Genomic DNA, 23,385 nt, shown 5'->3' with positions numbered 1-23,385 from the left:
CATGGCTGCTAAAGACGTAAAATTCGGCGATTCCGCCCGCAAGAAAATGCTCGTTGGTGTCAACGTTCTGGCTGACGCTGTCAAAGCCACCCTGGGCCCGAAAGGCCGTAACGTTGTCCTGGCCAAGAGCTTCGGCGCTCCAACCATCACCAAAGACGGTGTTTCGGTTGCCAAGGAAATCGAACTGAAGGACGCCTTCGAGAACATGGGCGCCCAGCTGGTCAAGGAAGTTGCTTCCAAGGCCAACGACGCTGCCGGTGACGGCACCACCACTGCTACCGTTCTGGCTCAGGCCATTGTCAACGAAGGCCTGAAGGCCGTCGCTGCCGGCATGAACCCGATGGACCTCAAGCGCGGTATCGACAAGGCCACCGCTGCCGTCGTCGCCGAGCTGAAGAACCTGTCCAAGCCATGCGCCGACTCCAAGGCCATCGCTCAGGTCGGTACCATCTCCGCCAACTCCGACAGCTCCATCGGTGAAATCATCGCCGAAGCCATGGAAAAAGTCGGTAAAGAAGGCGTGATCACCGTTGAAGAAGGCTCGGGCCTGGAAAACGAACTGTCCGTCGTAGAAGGCATGCAGTTCGACCGTGGCTACCTGTCGCCGTACTTCATCAACAAGCCTGACACCATGGTTGCCGAGCTCGAAGGCCCGCTGCTGCTGCTGGTCGACAAGAAGATCTCGAACATCCGCGAACTGCTGCCGGTTCTGGAAGCTGTTGCCAAGTCGGGCCGTCCGCTGCTGATCGTTGCCGAAGACGTCGAAGGCGAAGCCCTGGCTACTCTGGTGGTCAACAACATGCGCGGCATCGTCAAGGTTGCTGCGGTCAAGGCCCCAGGCTTTGGCGACCGCCGCAAGGCCATGCTGCAGGACATCGCCGTCCTGACCGGCGGCCAGGTCATCTCCGAAGAAATCGGCCTGACCCTGGAAACCACCACCCTGGAGCACCTGGGCAACGCCAAGCGCGTCATCCTGTCCAAGGAAAACACCACCATCATCGACGGTGCTGGCGTTGACGCCGACATCGAAGCACGCGTCAAGCAGATCCGTGCCCAGATCGAAGAGACTTCCTCGGACTACGACCGCGAGAAGCTGCAAGAGCGTCTGGCCAAGCTGGCTGGCGGTGTTGCCGTGATCAAGGTCGGTGCTGGCACCGAAGTCGAGATGAAAGAGAAGAAAGCCCGCGTTGAAGACGCCCTGCATGCTACCCGTGCAGCCGTTGAAGAAGGCGTGGTGCCTGGCGGTGGTGTTGCCCTGGTTCGCGCCCTGGCAGCCATTACCGAGCTCAAAGGCGACAACGAAGACCAGAACGTCGGTATCTCCCTGCTGCGTCGCGCTGTCGAAGCGCCGCTGCGTCAGATCACTGCCAACGCCGGCGACGAGCCAAGCGTTGTGGCCGACAAGGTCAAGCAGGGTTCGGGCAACTACGGCTACAACGCCGCTACCGGCGAATACGGCGACATGATCGAGATGGGCATCCTGGACCCAGCCAAGGTCACCCGTTCGGCGCTGCAAGCCGCTGCTTCGATCGGTGGTCTGATGATCACCACCGAGGCCATGGTTGCTGACCTGCCGGAAGACAAGCCAGCTGCTGGCGGCATGCCAGACATGGGCGGCATGGGTGGCATGGGCGGCATGATGTAAGCCATCCCTGGCCCTAGCTGCATGAAAAAGCCCCGCCTTGTGCGGGGCTTTTTCATGCGCGTGTGTCAGACCTGCGTCGACTCAGGCAATGCCGCGTTCAGCCACGGTCACCCTTGCCATCCCCCTGCGATAGAGCACCAGGTAATAGCAGCCCAATCCGATCAACCAGCAGAACACGGCGGTCCAGACGTTGTGCGAGAGAAAGTGTGCGCCCTGCATCATCCGGCCTACAGATAGCACCACCCCGACACCTGCCGCGAGGGCGAAGGCACCACGTGCCAGGCGTGGCTTGCGGTCACGCAGCACGAAGAACAATGCGAACAGGCTGAAGCCGGTCGCTGCATGGCCGCCGGGCCAGCACAGCCCTGGTTTGTCGGTCGCTGGCCGCGCTTCGAGCAGTTTGCTGTAGGTTTCCTTGCCGCCAAACTGGGTCAGGCTCCACGGGCACTGCACCGCCGTCAGTTGCTTGAGTGGCGTGACAAAACCGGTGGACAGCCCCAGGGCCAGCACCAGGCAACCCAGTTCGCGACGCCAACTGCCCAGGCGTGACCAGAAGAAACTGGCGATGAACGCCACTACCGCCAGCAGCCCGACACCGATCACCGCCTGCTTGACCCGGTCATGCAGGATGGTCTCCAGGAAGTAGCTATGGCGCCCGATGAATTGACCCACGGACGGATCGAACATCAGGTTGGCCACGTCCATGTCCAGCGATGTGGCCTCGAGCAGCAGCAGAACCAGTGCGGTAGCCAGGGGGATGCCAAGGTACAGCCAGAGGTTGATCGGGCGGGGTCGGGCGGTGTGCATGAAGGCTCCACAGGCAAGGGGGAAGGCACGAAAGATCGGGCATTTTCGGTCCGCGGCTATGCTCTGTGTGTGAAGGATCAGTGAAAAAAGCGTCAGTTACGCTGTTTTTCCACCAAGGCTGGCGATGCCTGGCCAATGGCCGTAAGCTGCGCCTGCCGCGCACAGCGAAGCGCCGCACAGGAGACCCCGATGCGCATTCTACTGGTTGAAGACAACCGCGATATCCTCGCCAACCTGGCTGATTACCTGGGCATGAAAGGCTACACCGTCGACTGCGCCCAGGACGGCCTGTCGGGCCTGCACCTGGCCGCGACCGAACACTATGACCTGATCGTGCTCGATATCATGCTGCCCGGCATCGATGGCTACACCCTGTGCAAGCGCCTGCGCGAAGACGCCCGCCGCGACACCCCGGTGATCATGCTGACTGCCCGCGACCAGCTGGACGATCGCCTGCAGGGCTTCCGTTCTGGGGCCGACGATTACCTGCTCAAGCCTTTCGCCCTGTCCGAATTGGCCGCGCGCATCGAGGCGGTGCTGCGTCGCGCCCAGGGCGGTGGTCGGCGTACGCTGCAGGTGGCAGACCTGAGCTACGACCTCGACACGCTGGAAGTCACCCGTCAGGGCAAGCTGCTCAAACTCAACCCGGTCGGCCTGAAGTTGCTGGCGGTGCTGATGCAGAAGAGCCCGCACGTGTTGCGCCGCGAAGTCCTCGAAGAAGCCCTGTGGGGCGACGACTGCCCCGACAGCGACAGCTTGCGCAGCCATGTCCACCAACTGCGCCAGGTGATCGACAAGCCGTTCGAAAAGCCCCTGCTGCATACCGTCCATGGCGTCGGCTATCGCCTCGCCGAGGGTCGCGATGGAGTTTAAGCAGAGCCTTGCCCAGCGCATCATCATTGCCTTTGCACTGATGAGCGCGCTGGTCGCTGGCGCGTTTGCCTTCGGCATCGTCGCCACTGTTCACCTGGTCGAAGAACGCCTGATTTCCTCGGTGCTGGGGGGGGATCTGCAGCGTCTGCTGCGCATGGACAGCGTCAGTGACTGGAGCCACCGCCCGCGCCCTGACCAGTTGTTCTACTTCAGCGGCGGTCGCGATGATTTCGAGTTGCCCAAGGACCTGCGTCACCTCGATGCCGGCTTCCATGAAGTGTTCCGCGACCAGCTCTCCTACCACGCCATGGTCGAGGTCGTGGACGGTCGTCGCTATGTACTGTTGCAGGACCAGAGCGATTTCGAGGAGCGTGAGCGGGTGCTGTTCGCCGTGGTGGTGGTGGGCTTCCTGCTCAGCCTGGTGCTGGCGGCATTCCTTGGCTGGCTGCTGGCGCGTCGGGTCATGGCGCCGGTGATTCGTCTGGCGCGTCAGGTTCGCCATCGTGACCAGTTGCTCGGTTTGGCGCCGCCGCTTGCGCCGGACTATGCCGCCGACGAAGTCGGGCAGTTGGCGGTGGCGTTCGACGATACCCTTGGTCGCTTGCGCGATGCGTTGACCCGCGAGCGACTGTTCACCAGCGATGTCAGCCACGAACTGCGCACCCCATTGATGGTGCTCGCGACTTCCTGCGAACTGCTGATGGAGAACACCGGCCTGGACAGTCGGTCACGCGCCCAGGTGGAACGGATCGCCCGTGCCACCGAGGAGATGCGCGAGCTGGTCAAGACCTTCCTCATGCTGGCCCGGGCCCAGCGTGACGAAGGTGCGGTGGCCTCGCGGGCTAGCCTGCGCGAGGTCGCTGATGATCTGATCGGCGTGTGGCGCGACACCATCGAGCAGAAGGGCCTGACGCTCTACTACGATGGCCGTGTCAGTGCCAGCCCGACCTTGTACAACGCCACCTTCCTGCAATCGGTGATGGGCAACCTGCTGCGCAACGCAGCGCATTACACCGATACCGGTTATATCCGCCTGAGCCTCGAGGCCCGCGGTTTCAGTGTCGAGGACAGCGGCGTGGGCATTCCCGAGGAGCAGCGCGAGGCTATGTTCAAGCCTTTCGTGCGTGGCGACGAGCGGCGTGGCGAGGGGCTCGGCCTGGGGCTTTCGCTGGTGCAGCGGATCTGCGACGACCAGGGCTGGCGCGTGACCCTGACCGCCACCGCGCCCCACGGCTGCCGCTTCCAGGTAGACCTGAGCCAGGGCACCGCGCTGGCGCATGAGCAGGAAATCGACACGACACTGCAGTAGAAACCGGGGCCGTACGGCGGCCCCGACGCAGAATGTTGTGTAATGATTCGTAAGATTTAACCCTTTCGGGTGACAGTTTTTTCACATGGCGATGACCTGATGCCAACGCTTGCCCACCTAATGTGGTCGGCATTGAGTCAGGAGATGTCCCATGCGTAGCCCTATCAAACTCGAATTTTCCGAAAAGTACGATCAGCAGCACGCCCGTGAGTACTTCATCAAGCATCAGGATGGCCTGGCCCGTCGCCTTTCCCACACGCGTGACGAGCAACTTGCTCGCCGCGCCCTGACACTGGCCGGCGAGCCGGGCCTGGTGCTCGACCTGCCATGCGGCGCCGGCCGTTTCTGGCCGCTGCTGGCGGAAAAACCCAACCGCGTGATCATCGGTGCAGACAATTCCGCTGCGATGATCGAGACAGCCTGTGCGTCGCAACCGCCAGCGGTGGTCCAGCGGGTACGCCCTTTGCAAACCTCAGCCTTTGCCATTGACCTGCCGGACAACTCGGTAGACAGCATTTTCTGCATGCGATTGTTCCACCACATCGGTGATCCGGCCCATCGCAAGACAATTCTTTCTGAATTTCAAAGAGTTAGCCGCGATAGCGTGATCCTGTCGCTGTGGGTGGATGGCAATTTCAAGGCATGGCGGCGCAAGAAGCTCGAACAACGACGCAGCGCCAAGGCGGAGCAGGACAGTTACCAGAATCGCTTTGTGTTACCTGCTGCTACGGTTGAAGAAGAATTTGTGACAGCAGGCTTCAGGATTCAGGAACGTCTCGACTTCCTGCCGTTCTATGCCATGTGGCGAGTCTATGTATTGCGAAAGGGGTGAGGGATTCATGGCAGCAACTCAGGGGCAGGTGTCGCAATTCGACTACTACTGGCAACAGCAGGGGGAATGGGTCGAGGAGCCCAATCAGCGACGTGGCGGTGAAAGTGGCGTGCAGCGCCTGGATGATGGCAACGGCCATCTGCTCTATGCCAAGCGCCAGGTCGGGCATATCTACCGCAGCCTGCTGCACCCCTTCGGCCGCCCCACGGTATTGCGCGAGCTGGACGCCCTGAACAGCTTCGAGCAGTTGGGAGTGCGGGTGCCGCGCATCGTCTTTGCTGGTGCAGAACGCGATGCCGAGCACCAGTGGCGGGCACTGTTGGTCAGTGAAGCGCTGGATGGATTCGTCGATCTCGACACCTGGCACGCCCAGGGCGCTCGCGAGCATTACCCGCAGGTGCTGCATGAGCGCATGCTCAAGGACCTGGCTGACAACCTGGCGCGGATGCATCTGGGCCACTGGCAGCACGGCTGCCTGTACGGCAAGCATGTGTTCGTCAAGGTGAGCGGTGAAGGTGAGCAGGCGCGGGCCGAAGTGGCCCTGCTGGACTTGGAGAAGTGCCGCCGCCGCATCAGTTGCCAGCGCGCGGCCTACAACGACCTGCGCCAGCTGCGCCGCCATTCGTCGTTCAATGAAGCGGAGTGGCAAACCCTGCTCTACTTTTATGAGAGGGCGTTTGGCAGCGCTGTCAAAGGGTTAGGTTGATGAAACTAGAAATAGCTCGAGCTTTGTTCTTGGTGGCCGCGCTTGGCGTGACCAGCGTAGCCGTGGCGGCCTGGGAGGTGCCACGGCCTACCGTGTTCAGCAAGAGCGATGCGGCGGGGCAGTGCGCCACGCCGCGGGTGATAAAGCCAGAGCAGGCGCAGGCCCCGGCCCAGCCGGATCATGATCTGCTGTTGTTCCTGTTCGGGATGCGCCAGGGGCTGCGGCCGTTTGGTTGAGCCCCAGGCACGAGGCCCCGCAGATGCGGGGCCTTGTTGTTTCTGGCTAATGGGTTTGTCGTTTTTCCAGGCTTGAGGTTGTGCCGCCGCTCCCCTGGCGCTCATCCGCCACCGTCCGATGCGCCAGCAAGGTGTATACGCAGGGCAGCACGAACAAGGTGAACAGCGTGCCGATCGACATGCCGGTGGCAATCACGATACCGATGTCGAACCGGCTCACGGCGCCGGCACCCGTCGCCAGGATCAGTGGCACCATGCCGAATACCATTGCTGCGGTGGTCATCAGCACCGGCCGCAGACGGATCGCCGCGGCTTCCTCGATCGCCTCGCGCACCCCCAGGCCTTTTTCCTCGCGCAGCTGGTTGGCGAACTCGACGATCAGGATGCCGTGCTTGCTGATCAGCCCGATCAGCGTGACCAGCCCGACCTGGGTGTAGATGTTCATGCTCGAGACGCCAAGAAACAGCGGCAGCAGTGCGCCACAGATCGACAGCGGCACGGTCACCAGAATCACCAGCGGGTCGCGGAAGCTTTCGAACTGTGCTGCCAGCACCAGGAAGATGATCGCCAGGGCCAGACCGAAGGTCACCCACAGGGCGCTGCCTTCCTGGACGAACTGCCGCGCGGTGCCGGCATAGTCGAAGGCGAAGCCCTCCGGCGCCTCCTCGCGGGCGATGCCGCGGATGGTATCCAGCGCCTCGCCCATGCTGACCATCGGTACGCCCTGGATGATCGCCGAGTTCAACTGCTGGAACTGGTTGAGCTGGCGCGGTCGGGCCCGCTCGCTGAGGGTGATCAGGGTCGACAGGGGCAGCATCTGGTCCTGCTCGTTCTTCACGTAATAGTTGTTCAGCCAGCCGGCGTTGTCGCGGTAGGCCCGCTCGACCTGGGCGATCACCTTGTAGCTGCGCCCTTCGAGGGTGAAACGGTTGATTTCCGCCTCGCCCAGCAGGGTGGCCAGCGTTGCGCCGAGGGTATCCATCGACACCCCCATCTGCGCCGCCTTGGCCCGGTCGATATCGACCACCACTTCGGGCTTGTCGAAGGCCAGGTCGATGTCGAGGAAGGCGAACTTGCCCGAGGCCTGGGCGCGCTCCTTGACGCGCTGTGCCACTTCCAGCAGGGCTGGGTAGTCGCCTGCGGTGTTGAGCACGAACTGGAACGGCAGGCCTTCGCCAGTGCCCGGCAACGATGGCAGGTTGAAGCCGAAGATCTGCAGCCCGCCTATGTCCTCGAGCTTGGCCTGCACCAGCGGCAGCAGTTGCATCTGCGTACGTTCGCGCTCGTTCCAGGGCTTGAGCAGAAAGCCGCCGATACCGCTTTGCACACCATTGAAACCGTTGATCTGGAACGAGGAGTAATACTCGGGGAAGGTCTTGAACAGCGGTGTGAAACGGTCGGTATAGGCGTTGAGGTAATCCAGGTTGGCCGGCTGCGGCGAGCTGCTCATCATGAAGATCACCCCCTGGTCTTCGTTGGGCGCCAGCTCGTTCTGGGTGAACTTGAGCAGTACCGGGATCAGGCACAGGATGATCACGGCGAAGACGATGACCACCGGGCGGCTGTCGAGGGTGCCGTGCAGCAGGCGCTGGTAACGCACTTTCAGACGCTCGAAGATCTGGTCCAGGCGATGGGCCAGGCCTTTCTCGCTCTGCTCGGGGCGCAGCAGCAGTGCGCACATCATCGGTGACAGGGTCAGGGCCACGATGCCGGAGATCACTACCGCGCCCGCCAGGGTCAGGGCGAACTCCTTGAACAGCGCGCCGGTCAGCCCGGTGAGGAAGCCGATCGGTGCGTACACCGCCGCCAGGGTGATGGTCATCGACACCACCGGCATGGCGATTTCCCGCGCGCCTTCGAGGGCAGCGTCGAACGGCGTCTTGCCTTCCTCGATATGGCGGTGGATGTTCTCCACCACGACGATCGCGTCGTCCACCACCAGGCCGATGGCCAGGACCATGGCCAGCAAGGTCAGCAGGTTCAGCGAATACCCCATCATCTGCATGAAGAACAGCACGCCGATCATCGACAGCGGGATGGTGATCACCGGGATCAGCACCGAGCGCAGCGCACCGAGGAACAGGAACACCACGACGATGACGATCAGCACCGCTTCGCCGAGGGTCTTGATCACTTCATCGATGGAGGCCTGGATGAACAGCGTGGCGTCGTAGGCGATGGAGACTTTCAGTGCCGAGGGCAGCTGGCTTTCCAGGTCCGGCATGATTCGCCGCACCTCCTTGATCACCTCCAGCGGGTTGGCCGATGGCGTGGCCTTGATGCCGATGTACACCGACGGGATACCGTCGAAGGAGCTGACCGTGTCGTAATTCTCCGCGCCCATCTCGATGCGCGCCACATCGCCGAGCAGCACACGACTGTCGCCGACGGTCTTGACCGGCAGGGCGGCGAAAGCTTCGGCGGACTTCAGTTCGGTGGTGGCATTGACGCTGGTGACCACGTATTCGCCCTTCACCTCGCCGGCGGCAGCCAGGAAGTTGTAGCGGCGCACCGCGCTGGTCACATCGGTGGCCGAAAGCCCGAACCCGGCCAGCTTCACCGGATCGACCCAGATGCGCATGGCGAACACCTGGTTGCCGAGGATTTCGGCTTCGGCCATGCCTGGCAGGGTCGCAAGCTTGGGCTGGATGACCCGTGACAGGTAGTCGGTGATCTGCGGGTTGCTCATTTCGCTGCTGTAGAAGCTGATGTACATCAGCGCCGAGGCATCGGCCGCCTCCTTGCTCAGGACCGGGTCTTCGGAGTCCTGCGGCAGTTTGTTGCGCACCTCGTTGGCCTTGGCCAGCAGTTGGGTGAACAGGCGATCCGTATCGGCACCGATGCGCGCGTAGACCGAGATCACCGAAAAGTTCTGGCGGCTCACGGAGGTCATGTAGTCGATGCCGTCGGCACTGGCCAGGCTCTGCTGCAGCGGTTGGGTGATGTAGCCCTGGATGGTCTCGGCGTTGGCGCCGGGATAGGCGGTGGTCACCGTGATCAGGGCGTTTTCCATCTGCGGGTACTGGCGGATCTGCAGCTTGCTCCAGGCCTGGAAGCCGAGCAGCAGGATCAGCAGGCTGACCACGCTGGCGAGTACGGGGCGGCGGATGAATGGGTCGGTGAATGCCATGCCAGCCTCCGCGTCAGTGGGGGGCCGCCGCGCCTTGGGCGTCGGCGGGCGACAGGGGCGGGTCCTGGCTGATGCGTATCGCAGCGCCCGGGCTGAGCTTTAGCTGTCCGGCGGTGACCACCTGTTCGCCGGCCTGCAGCCCCTTGCGCACCACCACCACGCCATCGCGGCGCTCGCCGGTCTGTACGGTGCGCTGCTCGGCGACCAGATGTGCCTGGCCATCGTCGGCCTTCTTCTCGCCGACCACATACACCGAGTTGCCGTAGAGGGTGTAGGTGATCGCGCTCTCCGGCACCACCACCTGCAATTGAGGATCGGGCAGCAATACCAGCAGGCTGGCGAACATGCCCGGTAGCAGCTTGCCATCCGGGTTGGCCAGGGTGGCGCGCAGCAGCAGGTTGCGCGTGCTTTCCTCGACCTTGGGGTTGATTGCGCTGAGGCGGGCAGGGAAGGTCTGGCCGGGGAAAGCCGCCACCTGCACCAGCACCTGCTGGCCGAGGGACAACTGCGGTAGCGCCTGTTCGGGTACGTTGAAGTCGACGTAGAGGCTGGAGAGGTCCTGCAGCGTGGCAATCACCGTGCCGCTGGCCAGATAGTCGCCGACATCCACCTGACGTATGCCGATGGTGCCGCTGAAGGGCGCCTTCATGCTTTTCTTGGCCAGCGAGGCCTTGAGCTGTTCGACCACGGCCTGGTTGCGCCGGTACTGGGCGGTGAGGCGGTCGAATTCACCGCGGGAGATGGCCGAGTCGCCTACCAGTTGGCTGCCGCGGCCGAAATCGACCTTGGCCAGGCCCAGGTCGGCCTGCGCGGTGCCCAGCAGCGCGGCCTCCTGTTCGCTGTCGAGTTCCAGCAGCAGTTGCCCGACCTTGACCTGTTGTCCGGAATCGAAATGCAGGTGCTTTACCGTCCCGGCCACTTCCAGGCTGAGTTCGACGCCCTGCAGCGCCTTGAGGCTGCCGACCGCCGGCAGGCGTTCCTGCCACTGGCGTTGCTCGGCCTTGGCGGCAGCGACGCTGATCGCGGGTTTGGGAGCGGAAAAGACCTGGATCTGGCGGTAGATCGAAAAGGCCTTGATGCCCCCTAGGGCGAGCACGATCAGCAGCACCACGGCCAACATGATCAGCATGCGGCGGCGTAGCATGGTCCGCTTCCTTGGATGTGATTGTCATGGGTATGGCACGACCACGGGCGATCCTGCCCACGTGCGGATGAAGGCAAGTATTGACTGTTTTTCGGGAAGTGGGAGATGTATCGACTGGGCAGGCCCTATCGCAGGGCGAGCCTGCTCCCACTACCCGTGGATGCCGGGCCTGTGGGAGCAACTGTCTTGCTCAAAATCTAGAAGCCAGCCCAATCCCCTGTGGGAGCGGGCTTGTCCCGCGAACACGGGCGTAGCCCGTGCCAGGCAGCGCGGTGTCTTTTTCGCGGGTAAACCCGCTCCCACACGTACGGCGTTCGGATTTACGCCGGTGTTGCGCTCTTGCACTGAGGCAATTCCACATCCTGCCAGGGGGTACCCGTTCTTAGCATCGCATTGAGTCGTACGATGAAAACTCTCATGCAGGCCACAATCGCGACCTTGGCTGCCTTGCCCCTTTCACGCAGTGCTTGGTACTTCGCCTTAAGCGAGGGGTTTTGCCTTACGGCCACCAAACACGACATGTACAACGCGCACCTTATCCCGAAACGGCCTCCCGAGATCGAGCGCTTGCCTACGGATGTTCCACTGTCGTGATTGAAAGGTGCCACCCCAACCAGCGAGGCTATTTCTCGGGCCTCCACATGGCCCAACTCCGGCAGCAGCGTTACAAGCTTCCCAGCCGTCACCAGCCCGATACCTTTGACCTGGACTAGTTGAGCAATTCGTTCATCACCCAGCCCTTCGGCATGCAGCTTGAGCTCATGCTCAATCTGTCTGATCTGAGACCTGAAGTGCTGGAGGTTGGACTTCAGGAAGCGAGCGACCACCTCAGACTGAGCCTGTTTCAGGCGCCGCCGGTCGTCGTCTCGCTGCTGGACCAGACGATCACGCTGCTGCAGCAGCTCGCGCAGCAACGCCCTCTGCGGACTGACCTGCAGAGTAGGTTTATCGGGGATAACTTCGGCGAAATGCGCCAATACCGCTGCATCGATGGCGTCGGTCTTGGCTTTGATATTCATGGACTCGGCAAACGACCTGGCTCGCCTGGGGTTGACGCGAATGACCTTGTAGCCAGCGCTCTGCAGAAAGCTCAGAACCTCACGCTCGTATCCGCCTGTCGCCTCCAGCAGGACACGCTTGACCTTGAGGCCTCGAAGGCTCTTCTCCAATACCTCGAACCCTGCCTGATCGTTGGTGACATTGATCTTGAGGCTCTGGGGACGGACCGCTATGTCCAGCGTGCGACTAGAAACATCGATACCCACAAAGGAAACCATCACCAAAATCTCCTAGACTCAACAGAGTGAGAGGACTTTGGCTTGGCCCACGCTTGTGATTCGAGATCAAGGCCGCATCCAACTGTTCGGGCTCTCGCCAAAGTGGAACGGTGAATGGCAGCTTGTGCTCCCACTCGTGCTCAAGGCACACGCGGCATTCAGCTTGCCATTCACCGCTCTCACTCCAGATTCTAATCCCCTATCAAGACACAAGCGGGCTCGTCCCGCGATAGGGCCGGTGGGGCCAGTGCTGAATCAGACCAGATGCAGGTGGTTGTCCCAAAGCCCGGATGGCAGATTCATGGGCTGCCCGACCAGCTCGGCCTTGCGGCAGTCGTAATAGCGGCAGCGCCCCTGCCCCGAGGTGACGACGAAGCCGTCCTTCACCGCGCCGACTCCGGCGCAATCGGGCATCGGCGCATCGAGCTTCACCGCGCCGCTGTCCAGGTCCCAGATGAACAGGCGGTTGGCCCGCGGCGCGGTCAGTGCCACCAGGCGCAGGTCACTGTGCACGGCGACACTGGCGGTGTACTGGGCCATCGACTGCAGTTGCCGCTCCGGCACCGGGAAGGCCTTGAACGCCTCGCCCGGACGCTTGATCGCCAGCAGTTCGGCGGTTTCTTCAGAACCTCCCATGAACTGCTGGCAGGCAAGGACGGTGCCGTCGTTGCCCACCGCGAGATGGCGCACGCTGTTCATCTGCTGAGCCAGCGTCTCCTTGCTAAGCAGCGTGCCATCACGCTGCATCAGCACCAGGCTCGGCTCCATGGCGTCGAGGTTCATCTCTACCCGGCTTTCGGCCTCGGTGCGGATGCCTCCGTTGGCCACCACCAGGGTTTCGCCGTCGGGCATCCAGGCCACTTCATGGGGGCCGACGCCATGGGTGGGGATCTCGCCGCTGTGTACCAGGCGCTGGCCCTCGAAACGGTAGACCCCGAGCACGCCGCGCCCGGGGTCGGTGGTGTCGTTCTCGGTGGCGTACAGCCACTCGCCATCCTTGTGGATGACGGCATGGCCATAGAAGTGCCGGTTCGGTTGCGAGGTGATCGTCTGCAGCAGACGACCGTCGCGCAGGTCGATCAGGTAGCTTTCGGTACCTGGTCGACGGGCGACGAACAGGGCGACCGGCTGTTCGGGGTGATGAATGATTGCATGGCAACGCTGGGCCACCTGTGTGGCGAACACCTGGGTGCCGTCGAGGCGGTAGCCTACGGCATGGTGGCCGCCATCGGCATCGTCACGCGCCGACAGCAGCAGCGGCTCGCTGCCCTTGTTGCGCAGCAGGGTCCAGCCGCCGAGCGTCAGGGCGCTGAGCAGCACGCTACCGAGTTTGAGGGCCTGGCGTCGCAGCATGATCAGTCACCGTCGTTGGCATTGAAGCCCAGCTGGATATTCAACGCCTTGGCCAGCTCGCCTTCGTGCAGGCGGTGGACGACGTTGAGGCTGTCGTAGATCTGGTTGAGGGTCTGCTTGCCGGCATCGTCGGCGAGCAGTTCGCCCAGGGTCTTCTGGTTGTCAGCCAGCAGTTTGGCAGCGCTGGCGTAGGCATCGTCGATCTTTTGCGCCAGCGCGCTCTGATCTTTACCCAGCAGACCGCGCAGGCCTTTGTTGTCGACCCCGGTCCAGACGGTTTCGGCGGCCTTGAGCGAAGCCTCCAGGCTCTTGAGCGAGGAGTGGCTGCGCCAGGCTTCGGCCTGCAGCGGCTGAGGGACACCCTTGCTCTGACGGCCCATGGGGGCGCCGAGTTTCTTCTTCAGCGTGTCCAGGGCGGTGACCTGCGCGCGCAGCAGGTCGGCGATCGCTTCATGCGAGTCGGCGTAGCGCTGGTTGGGGAACTTGGTCATCTGCGACAGCATGCCATCGGTACTGTTCCAGCTCTTGAGAATGTCTTCGGCCAGGGCTTTCTGGTGCTCGGCGATGGCCACCAGCAGCGGGCAGTAGCGGGCTTTCTGCTCGGCGGTGGCGATGTCCGGCTTGCTGTCGAAGAGGATGTACTCGTAGGCCGACAGGCCACGGACCACGACGCTGGCCTTGCCGAGGCTGTCTGCGTCGACCGGCTTGTCGCCGCTGACCAGTTGCTCGACCTGGCGGCCGACCAGGTTCTTCTTGTCAGGCCAGAACTGCACCTGCCAGGCGCGGTTGCCTTCGGCCAATGGGCCGACCAGCAGCGGCTGCAGTTCGGCCCAGGCCTTCTGCGCGTTGAGGAAGTCGGCGCGGGCGGTGTCCAGGCTCTGCTTGCCTTCGCAATAGGCCAGGGCGCTGGCAGCCAGTTGGCGGTCGGCCTCGACCCAACGGCTGTAGGTCGGCAGGATCACCTGCTGGGCGATGGCGGCGGAGGTCACGGCTTGCGGGTCCTGCGGCGAGCAGGCGCCCAGGGCGATGGCGGCGAGGCTGGTGAACAACAATTTGGGTCGGAACATGCCCGGCTCCTTGCGCGTTTAAAGTGAGTTCAGGAAAGCCAGCAGCGCGGCGCGTTGCTCGGCATTGAAGGTCAGTACGTGACGGCGTGCAGCCTCGGCTTCGCCGCCGTGCCAGAGCACGGCCTCGAGCAGATTGCGGGCGCGACCGTCATGGAGGAACTGGGTGTGGCCGCTGACGGTTTCGGTCAGGCCGATGCCCCACAGCGGCGGCGTGCGCCAATCCTGGCCACCGGCGGCGAACTCGCTACGGTTGTCGGCAAGGCCTGGGCCCATGTCATGCAGCAGCAGGTCGCTGTAGGGGCGGATCACCTGGTTGGCCAGTTCTGGCTCGACGTTGTCACTGCCCGTGGTGAACTGCGGTGTGTGACAGCCCTGGCAGCCTGCCTGGAAGAACAGGTTCTTGCCGGCCAGCACCTGCGGCGAATTCACCTCGCGGCGTGCAGGCACCGCGAGGTTGCGGGTGTAGAACGTCACCAGGCGCAGGATGTTGTCGCTGACTTCCTTTTCGCCGTTGTCACCGTCGCCGTTGGGCGCGGCGCGGCATTCGACCTGTGCCGGCGTGCAATCGTCCTCGGGCTTGAGGGTGCTGGTCAGGCCCATGTCGCCAGCGAAGGCGTGGACGTTCTGCTGGTTGACGTTGGGTTGCCCGGCTTTCCAGCCGAAGCGGCCGACCACGGTCTTGCCCTGGGCATCGTCCCAGACCCGGTTGGCGCGGCCGCGGATGCCGTCGTTGTTGCGATCATCCGGGTCTTCGTTGGCCAAAAGCGCAGCCTCCGGGATGGCCTCGAGCAGTCCGAGGCCGATCATGGGCGGGGCGACGCGGGCGGACATGCGTGTGTCCGGGTGCATCGGGCCGTAGCCGAGCTGGGTGATCTCCACGGTCGGGCGGCGCAGTTCGACCTGGTGGCCATCCTTGAAGGTGACGGTCTCGCTGTCGTAGCTGACCCGCACCTTGCCTTCCGGAGCTACGCCGGGGATCGACATGTCCTGCAGTTGCGTACCGTAGACCGGTTCGGGAACCACGCCGAGGCGTTCGATTTCCTTGATGAACTGCGGCTGGTCGGGGATCGACAGGCGCACCAGCATGGACACGGCATTGCGGGCATCGGCCTCTGGCGGATGACCTCGGCCGTCGCGGATGTGGCAGTTCTGGCAGGCATTGGTGTTGAACAGCGGGCCCAGGCCATCGCGTGCAGTGGTGGTCGAAGGTGCGATCACCCAGGGATTGCGGAAGAAGCTGTTGCCGACGCTGAAATCCAGGCGGCGCTCGGGCGTGAGGTTGGCCGAGGGCATCGAGAAAGCGTTGCGGTCGCTGCGCAGGATCGTCGCCTTGCCGCCGGACAGCGCTTCGCCGGGCTCGGCCTGGGTGAAACGCGGAGCGTCGTCACAGGCGGCCAGGACGGTGACCATCAGCAGAAGTGGGAGTCGGGACAGCGACGAGGACATCGAGAATCCTGGGCGTGAGCGAAAAACCGGCGTGCAAGCTTAGCAAAATGGGGATGTTTGAATAAGAGCAATTTGCAATTGCCTGCTGAATCCGCTGGCGGCCCTTTCGCGGGCAAGCCCGCTCCCACAGGCACCAGTGGGAGCGGGCTTGCCCGCGAAGGGGCGGGTTTGGTCAGCGCAAACCCGGATATGAAAAAGGCGACCCGAAGGCCGCCCCTTTCAAACCTTCACCCTGGCATCAGAACTCGTGGTCTGCGGTGTCCGGGTTCAGGTTGTCGATGCCCAGCTTGCCGGCGGCCTGCTCGATGGCACCGGTCTGCTTGACCAGCGCCGCGATGGCGTCACGCACCACCTGGTTGCCTGCAGCGTTATCGGCAGCGATCAGCTGGTCGTAGTGCTCGCCCTTGAGGGCGTGGTCCACGATCACCTGGATCTTCGCTTCGGTGTCCTGCAGGTCGGCCTTCAGGGTGGCGTCGGTGGCCGGGTCGATCTTGGCCACCAGCGACGACAGGCTCGGGCCGCTGACCTTGGAGCCGTCCGGACGGGTGTACTCGCCCAGGTAGATGTTGCGGATGCCCTTGGCGTCGTAGAAGTGCGACCAGTGGGTGTTGTCGCTGAAGCAGTCGTGCTCGTCTTCAGGCGAGTTGGCTTCCAGCGAGACCTTCATGCGCTCGCCCGCCAGTTCGCCCAGCGACAGGCTGCCCATGCCGAACAGCATCTTGCGCAGGCCATCCTTGACCGGCTCGGCTTCCAGCGAAGCGCGGTAGTTGTCGGCGACGTTCGGTGCCCAGTTGCCGACCATCTCTTCGAGGTCGCTCACCAGCAGGTCGGTGACGGCTTTGAGGTAGGCGCGGCGACGGTCGTTGTGACCACCGGTGGCACCCTGGCCTTCGAGGTAGTCCGAAGCCGGACGGTTGCCTGCGCCTGGGCCCGTGCCGTTGAGGTCCTGGCCCCAGAGCAGGAATTCGATGGCATGGTAGCCGGTGGCGACGTTGGCTTCGGAACCGCCCAGCTCGTTCAGGCTGGCCAGTTTCTCGGGCGTGATTTCCTTGACGTCGACCTTGTCTTCGCCGACCTGGATCTCAGGGTTGGCGATGATGTTGGCGTTGGCAGCCGGGTTGCCCAGGGCGTGCTCGTAGCTCTTGTCGACGTAGTCGATCAGGCCTTCGTCCAGGGGCCAGGCGTTCACCTGACCTTCCCAGTCGTCGATGATGGTGTTGCCGAAGCGGAAGGCTTCGCTCTGCAGGTAAGGAACGCGGGAAGCGACCCAGGCGTCCTTGGCGGCTTTCAGGGTCTCATCGTTGGGCTTGGCCAGGAACGCGTCGATGGCGGTCTGCAGTTGCTTGGCGGTGCTCAGCGAGTCGCTGTACACGGCATGGACCATTTCGGCGTAGTGCTTGACCACGGCCTGGGCAGCAGCTTCATCGACAGCCCCAGGTGCGGCAGCAGTGCTGGCGGCAGGTGCCTGGGCTTGCGGAGCGGCGGCCTTGTCGTCCTTGCCTTCGCCGCAGCCGGCGAGAGCGATGGCGATGGCCAGCAGACTGGCGGAGGCCAGAGGCATTCGAATCATTGTTGGTTTCCCTGCGTCGTTTGGTTGGACCATGTGTTGGAAGCGCTGCACCGTGGCACGCGAAACCGCAACATAATGCGAAAGATTTGCATTTGATGTAAAGGGTTGGCCGCGCTTTTCGTGCAAATGTCGTTTCCAGGGTCGTCAATGACGACCACGCTCAGAGTGCCGAGACCTGGTTGCGTTGGGCGTGCTTGAGGAAGGCGGTCAGCTCGCGCGAGGGCAGCGGCTTGCTGTAGTGGTAGCCCTGACCCTCATGACAGCCCTGGGCGATGATGTAGGTTTCCTGCTCGGCGGTTTCCACGCCTTCGGCGATCACCTGCATGCCCAGGCTCTTGCCCAACTGGATGATGGCGCGAACGATGGTGGCGTCGTCATCGTCGTCCAGCAGGTCCTGGACGAAGCTCTTGTCGATCTTGATCTTGTCCAGCGGCAGCGATTTCAGGTAACTGAGCGAGGAGTAGCCGGTGCCGAAGTCGTCGATGGCGATCAGCGCCCCTGAACGGCGCAGGCTCAGCAGGTGTTGGGCGGCGGTGCTGATGTCTTCCATCAGACCGGTCTCGGTCACCTCCAGCTCCAGGCTGCGCGGCGGCAGGCGATAGGCCTGCAGCAGGTTGTTGACCACCCGCGGCAGCTCGTTGTGGTGCAGTTGCACGGTCGACAGGTTGACCGCCATGCGCAGCTCGCTGAAACCCAGGTCGTGCCACTCGCGCAACTGGCGGCAGGCCTGGTCGAGCACCCATTCGCCGATGGCGATGATGTTGCCGTTCTGTTCGGCCAGCGGGATGAACTGGTCTGGCGGTACCATGCCCAGCTCCGGATGCTGCCAGCGCAGCAGCGCTTCGACGCCGACCACGCGGTGGTCGCGGTAGCTGATCTGCGGTTGATACACCAGGTAGAGCTGGTTGCGCGGCAACGCCTCGCGCAGGTCTTTTTCCAGCTCTCGGCGCCGACGCATCTCGCTGTCGACGCTGGCGATGTAGAACTGATAGCGGTTGCGCGAGCGGGCCTTGGCCAGGGTCATGGTCTGTTCGGCCTTTTGCAGCAGCTTCTCGGTGCTGTCGCCGTCTTCGGGGAACAGGGTGATGCCGATGGTGGCACGTAATCGGATTTCCTGATGATCGAGGGCGAAGGGCACTTCCAGGTCGTCGAGAATGCTCTGGGCCAGCTCGGCGGCCTCGTAGGGCTGCTCGATGTTGGCTTGCACCAGGGCGAACTGGTCGCCACCCAGGCGGGCGAGGGAACCGAGGCGGCCGCTGTGGGCGCGCAGGCGGTCGGCCAGGGCCAGCAGCAACTGGTCGCCGACCTGGTAGCTGAACTGCTCGTTGATGCCCTTGAAGTCGTCCAGGCCCACGCACAGTACGGCCACACGGTGCTGCAGGCGCCCGCCATCGACGAGAGTCTTGTCCAGTTGCTGTTGCAATTGCTGGCGGTTGGGCAGGCCGGTCAGGAAGTCGTACTGGGCCATGCGCTGCAGGCTGTTTTCCGCCTCGTGGCGCAAATGGGTGTTGCGTTCGATGGAGGCCAGCAACTGGTTGGCGGTGTCGACCCACAGGCCCAGTTCGTTGCGTTCGTGGCCTTTGAGTTGGGGAATCTGGTGCTGGCTGGGGCGGTCGGGGTTGATCTGGGTGAGATGCTCGATGATTTTCGACAACGGTTTGGTCAGCAGCCAGTGGTACACGAGGTAGAGCACCAGGCCCATGGCCAGGGCGCGCAGCACGCCGGAAATGAAGATGATGACCGCGTTGACCAGAAAGCCCTCGCCATAGCTGGCGGTATCGAGGGTGATGCTCAGGTCGCCGTAGTATTCGCTGTAGGGGCCGCGGCCGACCAGTTGGGTGGTGTAGGTGCGCTCCTGGCCGAGGATCAGGTCGGTCAACCAGCGCAGGGGCATGTCCTGCAAGGGGCGGGACTTCTGCGCGAGCATGGTTTCATTGGGGTGGCCGATGGAGGCCATGCGGACCGACTCGTCCTGGAACAGACCCTCCATGACTTGCATGCCCATCTCTCGGTCGAGGCTGTAGACCGCTTGGGTGGAGGGGTCGCGGAACATGTCGAGGATGCGCTGGGCGTCGTTGTTGACGGCCTGGCGGGTCTTGTAGGTGTCATAGACGATCTGCGCACAACTGAGAACGACGCCCACCGCGAGCGCCGACAGCAGCACGACCCTGAGCAACTTGACCGACAAGCTGTTCCGAAATTCCAGCTTCAATGGGGTTTCCTTAATCCATGCGCATGCCATTATTTTGCCATCAACCTTGGCAATACACTATCGACCGATTGCCGCGGCAGGCGAGGGGCCCGTCGCTGGATGCACCCTGAGTACTGTATCGGTTATGCGGCCTTGCGACTTGAATGTCCTGCATCAACTTTCCAGAAGGTTGATGTTAGCGCGCTATTGAGGGGGAGCAAGAGAGGGCGCGCGGGAGGCTTGAAAATTAGCCGTGGTTTTTCCGTACCTGGACCCGGGAAACAAAAAAACCCGGCCAGGGCCGGGTTTTTCAGAGCGCTGAACGAATCAGGCCTTGAAGGTCTTGCCTTCGAACTGCTCGGCAACGAACTTCCAGTTGACCAGGTTCCAGAACGCCTCGACGTACTTCGGACGCAGGTTACGGTAGTCGATGTAGTAGGCGTGTTCCCAGACGTCGCAGGTCAGCAGCGGGGTGTCGCCGCTGGTCAGCGGGTTGCCGGCACCGATGGTGCTGGCCAGGGCCAGGGAACCGTCAGCCTTCTTCACCAGCCAGCCCCAACCGGAACCGAAGGTGCCGACCGAAGTCTTGGTGAACTCTTCCTTGAACTTGTCGAAGGAACCGAAGGCAGCGTTGATGGCTTCAGCCAGGGCGCCAGTCGGCTGGCCGCCGGCGTTCGGTGCCAGGCAGTTCCAGTAGAAGGTGTGGTTCCAGACTTGAGCTGCGTTGTTGAAGATACCGCCCGAGGAGGTCTTGACGATTTCTTCCAGCGACTTGCCTTCGAATTCGGTGCCTGGGACCAGGTTGTTCAGGTTCACGACATAGGTGTTGTGGTGCTTGTCGTGGTGAAACTCCAGGGTTTCCTTGGAGATGTGCGGCTGCAGGGCATCGTGGGCGTAGGGCAGCGGCGGCAATTCAAAAGCCATGGTGGATCTCCTGATTCAGGTCTGTTTGCGGTTTGCGCAAGGCCGATCACGGGCGGCCCGATGAGCGTCGGCGAGTTTGTACTCTTTGCGACGCAAGGGCTGGATCATAGCACCAGCCCCCGCGCATAACCACGCAACAACTATAGGGAATAGAGGTTCCAGAGCGGTTGGGCCCCGGCGACCAGTGGGGAATCAGCCGAGGATCAGTTGCGCGGCGACGGCGAACATCATCACCGCCACCATCAGGTCCAGCAGCCGCCACGTCCCGGGGCGTGCGAGCCAGGGTGCGAGCCAGGCGGCGCCCAGGGCCAGGGTGAAGAACCACACCAGCGATGCGCTCGCCGCTCCGGCGACGTAGGCCCCGGGCACCGTCTGCTGGGCGCCGAGCGAGCCGATCAGCAGCACGGTGTCCAGGTAGACGTGGGGGTTGAGCAGGGTCACCGCCAGGGCACTGAGCAGCACTGCCCGGCGTGAACGCAGGCCTTGGCCTTGCTGCTGTTCCAGGCTCTGCTTGGAGCAGGCCCGTTGCAGGGCCTTGGCGCCATACCAGATCAGGAACAGCGCACCTCCCCAGCGTGCGGCGGCAAGCAGGGTCGGGTTGTGCGCCAGCACCGTCGCCAGGCCGAACACTCCGGCCGCGACCAGGATCGCGTCGCACAGCACGCACAACAGTGCCACCGGCAGGTGATGTTCGCGGCGCAGGCTCTGGGCCAGGACAAAGGCGTTCTGGGTGCCGATGGCCATGATCAGGCCGAAGGCCACCAGCATGCCGTTCAGGTAACTCTGCCACATAACGGGAGCACTCCACGGGCGCCACCTTTGAAGGGCGACGCGGATTCACAAGAAGATGCTGGCCATTGTCGGCAAGAGCGCTGTATAAGAAAAACAAATAGTACTCATCCGGCATTAGGAAAATCGATGTTCGACTACAAGTTGCTCGCTGCCCTCGCCGCCGTGATCGAACAAGGCGGGTTCGAGCGCGCCGCCCAGGTACTGGGGCTTTCGCAGTCGGCTATCTCGCAACGCATCAAACTGCTGGAGGCGCGTGTCGGCCAGCCGGTGCTGGTGCGAGCCACCCCACCGAGCCCGACCGATGTCGGTCGCCAGTTGCTCAACCACGTGCAGCAGGTGCGCCTGCTCGAGCGTGACCTGCAGCGCCAGGTCCCGGCGCTGGATGAAGAGGGCATGCCCGAACGTCTGCGTATCGCCCTCAACGCTGACAGCCTGGCGACCTGGTGGGCCGGGGCAGTGGGGGATTTTTGTGCCGGGCAACGCTTGCTGCTGGACCTGGTGGTCGAAGACCAGGAAGTCGGCTTGCGGCGCATGCGTGCCGGCGAGGTGGCGGCCTGCCTGTGCGGTAGCGAGCGCCCGGTGGCGGGTGCGCGCAGCCAGCCGTTGGGGGCGATGCGCTATCGCGCGCTGGCAAGCCCGGCGTTCATGGCGCGGTATTTTCCGCAGGGGTTCGAGGTGGCGCGGCTGGCCCGTACACCGGCGGTGGTCTTCGGGCCTGACGATTTCCTGCAGCACCGCTACCTGGCGTCATTGGGGATCGAGGACGGTTTCCTGCATCACCTGTGCCCGTCGTCCGAGGGTTTTTTGCGTCTGACCGAAGCCGGGCTCGGTTGGGGCCTGGTGCCTGAACTGCAGGCCCGCGAACAACTGGCCAGTGGGCAGTTGGTGGAAATCTGCAGCGATACTCCCATCGATGTGCCGTTGTACTGGCATCATTGGCGCAACGGCGGGCAACTGCTCGCACAACTGACAGAACACCTGCGCCAGGCGGCGCCAGGTTGGCTGGTGCCGTTGTAGGCACGGGCGGCGTCAACTGCATCTGTAATCTGGCAAGGCGGAGTCTTACATGCGAATTCTGGTCACCGGCGCGAGCGGCTTCATTGGCGGGCGCTTTGCGCGTTTTGCCCTGGAGCAGGGCCTGCAGGTGCGGGTCAACGGCCGCCGTGCCGAAGGCATGGAGCACCTGGTCAAGCGCGGGGCGCAGTTCATTCCAGGCGACCTGGGCGACGCCGAGGTGGCGCGCCGTCTGTGCCAGGGCGTCGACGCCGTGGTGCATTGCGCGGGGGCGGTGGGCAACTGGGGGCGTTATCAGGATTTTCATCATGGCAACGTGGTGCTCACCGAGAACGTGGTCGAAGGTTGCCTCAAAGAACATGTGCGGCGCCTGGTGCACCTGTCGTCGCCGTCGATCTACTTCACTGGCCGCTCGCGCCTGGACATTCGCGAGGACCAGGTGCCGCGGCGTTTTCACGATCACTATGCGCTGACCAAGCACCTGGCCGAGCAGAAAGTCTTCGGTGCCCAGGAGTTCGGCCTCGAAGTGCTCGCCCTGCGTCCGCGCTTCGTCACCGGCGCGGGTGATGCGAGCATCTTCCCGCGGCTGATGCGCATGCAGGGCAAGGGACGTCTGGCGATCATTGGCAACGGCCTGAACAAGGTCGACTTCACCAGCGTGCACAACCTCAACGAGGCGCTGCTCAGCGCCCTGTTCGCCGAAGAGCAGGCGCTGGGCCAGGCCTACAACATCAGCAACGGCCAGCCACTGCCACTGTGGGACGTGGTCAATTATGTAATGCGCCAGATGCAGTTGCCGCAAGTCACCCGCTACCGCTCCTATCGCCTCGCCTACAGCCTCGCAGCTGTCAACGAGGCTGCCTGCATGCTCTGGCCAGGCCGGCCACAACCCACCCTGACACGTACCGCGATGCAGGTGATGAGCAAGGATTTCACCCTCGACATCAGCCGCGCCCGGCATAATCTCGACTACCGCCCCAAGGTCAGCCTGTGGACCGCGCTGGATGAATTCTGCGGCTGGTGGAAGCACCTTCCGGGGCAGCAGTGAACCTGTTGGGCGGACGATGGT

At 63.2% G+C, this 23,385-nt stretch carries 19 protein-coding genes; 8 read left to right on the top strand and 11 right to left on the bottom strand.

The features are described 5' to 3' along the window. The first annotated feature begins 1 nt into the window (after position 1). On the top strand, positions 2 to 1,645 hold the full coding sequence (groL, locus tag ACMGGG_RS18710) for a chaperonin GroEL (RefSeq protein WP_054893832.1): 1,644 nt from the start codon (positions 2 to 4) through the stop codon (positions 1,643 to 1,645). A gap of 81 nt (positions 1,646 to 1,726) precedes the next feature. Here the strand turns inward: groL and ACMGGG_RS18705 are convergent, their stop codons facing one another. Continuing rightward, positions 1,727 to 2,452, bottom strand: coding sequence for a phosphatase PAP2 family protein (locus ACMGGG_RS18705; RefSeq protein ID WP_054893831.1), 726 nt, complete (start codon positions 2,450 to 2,452; stop codon positions 1,727 to 1,729). Between the two features lie 189 nt (positions 2,453 to 2,641). Here ACMGGG_RS18705 and colR point away from each other — a divergent pair, with 189 nt between their 5' ends. The 5 genes from colR to ACMGGG_RS18680 all read left to right on the top strand — a co-directional run bounded on the left by colR (position 2,642) and on the right by ACMGGG_RS18680 (position 6,408). Then, a complete protein-coding gene (colR, locus tag ACMGGG_RS18700) occupies positions 2,642 to 3,325 on the top strand; it encodes a two-component system response regulator ColR (RefSeq protein WP_054893830.1) in 684 nt (227 codons plus the stop codon). Further along, the gene (locus ACMGGG_RS18695; protein ID WP_054893829.1) at positions 3,315 to 4,634 is read left to right on the top strand and encodes a sensor histidine kinase; all 1,320 of its coding nucleotides are present in this window, start codon (positions 3,315 to 3,317) and stop codon (positions 4,632 to 4,634) included. The genes colR and ACMGGG_RS18695 overlap by 11 nt, the downstream gene beginning before the upstream one ends. A gap of 151 nt (positions 4,635 to 4,785) precedes the next feature. After that, on the top strand, positions 4,786 to 5,466 hold the full coding sequence (locus ACMGGG_RS18690) for a class I SAM-dependent methyltransferase (protein WP_063545995.1): 681 nt from the start codon (positions 4,786 to 4,788) through the stop codon (positions 5,464 to 5,466). 7 nt (positions 5,467 to 5,473) lie between these two features. Next, the gene (locus ACMGGG_RS18685) at positions 5,474 to 6,172 is read left to right on the top strand and encodes a lipopolysaccharide kinase InaA family protein (protein ID WP_054893827.1); all 699 of its coding nucleotides are present in this window, start codon (positions 5,474 to 5,476) and stop codon (positions 6,170 to 6,172) included. Beyond that, the gene (locus ACMGGG_RS18680; protein ID WP_063545994.1) at positions 6,172 to 6,408 is read left to right on the top strand and encodes a hypothetical protein; all 237 of its coding nucleotides are present in this window, start codon (positions 6,172 to 6,174) and stop codon (positions 6,406 to 6,408) included. Before ACMGGG_RS18685 ends, ACMGGG_RS18680 begins: the two co-directional genes overlap by 1 nt. 46 nt (positions 6,409 to 6,454) lie before the next feature. Here ACMGGG_RS18680 and ACMGGG_RS18675 read toward each other — a convergent pair whose 3' ends face one another. The 10 genes from ACMGGG_RS18675 to ACMGGG_RS18630 form a co-directional block, all read right to left on the bottom strand. After that, the gene (locus ACMGGG_RS18675) at positions 6,455 to 9,538 is read right to left on the bottom strand and encodes a multidrug efflux RND transporter permease subunit (protein WP_414154201.1); all 3,084 of its coding nucleotides are present in this window, start codon (positions 9,536 to 9,538) and stop codon (positions 6,455 to 6,457) included. Between the two features lie 13 nt (positions 9,539 to 9,551). Continuing rightward, positions 9,552 to 10,682, bottom strand: a complete 1,131-nt coding sequence (locus ACMGGG_RS18670; RefSeq protein ID WP_112899075.1) for an efflux RND transporter periplasmic adaptor subunit — start codon at positions 10,680 to 10,682, stop codon at positions 9,552 to 9,554. Between the two features lie 320 nt (positions 10,683 to 11,002). After that, on the bottom strand, positions 11,003 to 11,959 hold the full coding sequence (locus ACMGGG_RS18665) for an IS110 family transposase (protein ID WP_063545967.1): 957 nt from the start codon (positions 11,957 to 11,959) through the stop codon (positions 11,003 to 11,005). 255 nt (positions 11,960 to 12,214) lie between these two features. Further along, positions 12,215 to 13,312, bottom strand: a complete 1,098-nt coding sequence (locus tag ACMGGG_RS18660) for a DUF1513 domain-containing protein (RefSeq protein ID WP_054893823.1) — start codon at positions 13,310 to 13,312, stop codon at positions 12,215 to 12,217. Between the two features lie 2 nt (positions 13,313 to 13,314). Beyond that, on the bottom strand, positions 13,315 to 14,379 hold the full coding sequence (locus tag ACMGGG_RS18655) for an imelysin family protein (protein WP_414154200.1): 1,065 nt from the start codon (positions 14,377 to 14,379) through the stop codon (positions 13,315 to 13,317). Between the two features lie 18 nt (positions 14,380 to 14,397). Beyond that, positions 14,398 to 15,825, bottom strand: a complete 1,428-nt coding sequence (locus ACMGGG_RS18650; protein ID WP_414154199.1) for a di-heme oxidoredictase family protein — start codon at positions 15,823 to 15,825, stop codon at positions 14,398 to 14,400. A gap of 238 nt (positions 15,826 to 16,063) precedes the next feature. Further along, a complete protein-coding gene (locus tag ACMGGG_RS18645) occupies positions 16,064 to 17,395 on the bottom strand; it encodes an imelysin family protein (protein WP_063545990.1) in 1,332 nt (443 codons plus the stop codon). A gap of 160 nt (positions 17,396 to 17,555) precedes the next feature. Beyond that, positions 17,556 to 19,607 (bottom strand): putative bifunctional diguanylate cyclase/phosphodiesterase, encoded by a 2,052-nt coding sequence (locus ACMGGG_RS18640; RefSeq protein ID WP_414154198.1) that lies wholly within the window; start codon positions 19,605 to 19,607, stop codon positions 17,556 to 17,558. A gap of 306 nt (positions 19,608 to 19,913) precedes the next feature. Further along, positions 19,914 to 20,510 carry a superoxide dismutase gene (locus tag ACMGGG_RS18635; protein WP_054893818.1) on the bottom strand — a complete coding sequence of 199 codons (597 nt, stop codon included), beginning with the start codon at positions 20,508 to 20,510 and terminating at the stop codon, positions 19,914 to 19,916. Positions 20,511 to 20,702: 192 nt separating this feature from the next. After that, on the bottom strand, positions 20,703 to 21,302 hold the full coding sequence (locus ACMGGG_RS18630) for a LysE/ArgO family amino acid transporter (protein ID WP_112899071.1): 600 nt from the start codon (positions 21,300 to 21,302) through the stop codon (positions 20,703 to 20,705). Positions 21,303 to 21,428: 126 nt separating this feature from the next. Here ACMGGG_RS18630 and ACMGGG_RS18625 point away from each other — a divergent pair, with 126 nt between their 5' ends. Both ACMGGG_RS18625 and ACMGGG_RS18620 read left to right on the top strand, forming a co-directional pair. After that, positions 21,429 to 22,319 (top strand): LysR family transcriptional regulator ArgP, encoded by an 891-nt coding sequence (locus tag ACMGGG_RS18625; RefSeq protein WP_063545988.1) that lies wholly within the window; start codon positions 21,429 to 21,431, stop codon positions 22,317 to 22,319. 49 nt (positions 22,320 to 22,368) lie between these two features. After that, the gene (locus ACMGGG_RS18620; protein ID WP_414154197.1) at positions 22,369 to 23,364 is read left to right on the top strand and encodes an NAD-dependent epimerase/dehydratase family protein; all 996 of its coding nucleotides are present in this window, start codon (positions 22,369 to 22,371) and stop codon (positions 23,362 to 23,364) included. The last annotated feature ends 21 nt before the right edge of the window (positions 23,365 to 23,385 follow it).

This window comes from Pseudomonas sp. BNK-44-b, assembly GCF_047456245.1.
GTDB classification, from domain to species: Bacteria; Pseudomonadota; Gammaproteobacteria; order Pseudomonadales; family Pseudomonadaceae; genus Aquipseudomonas; species Aquipseudomonas machongensis.
The sequence above is the reverse complement of the archived record's forward strand: the minus strand, read 5'-3'. Positions and strand labels throughout refer to the sequence as shown.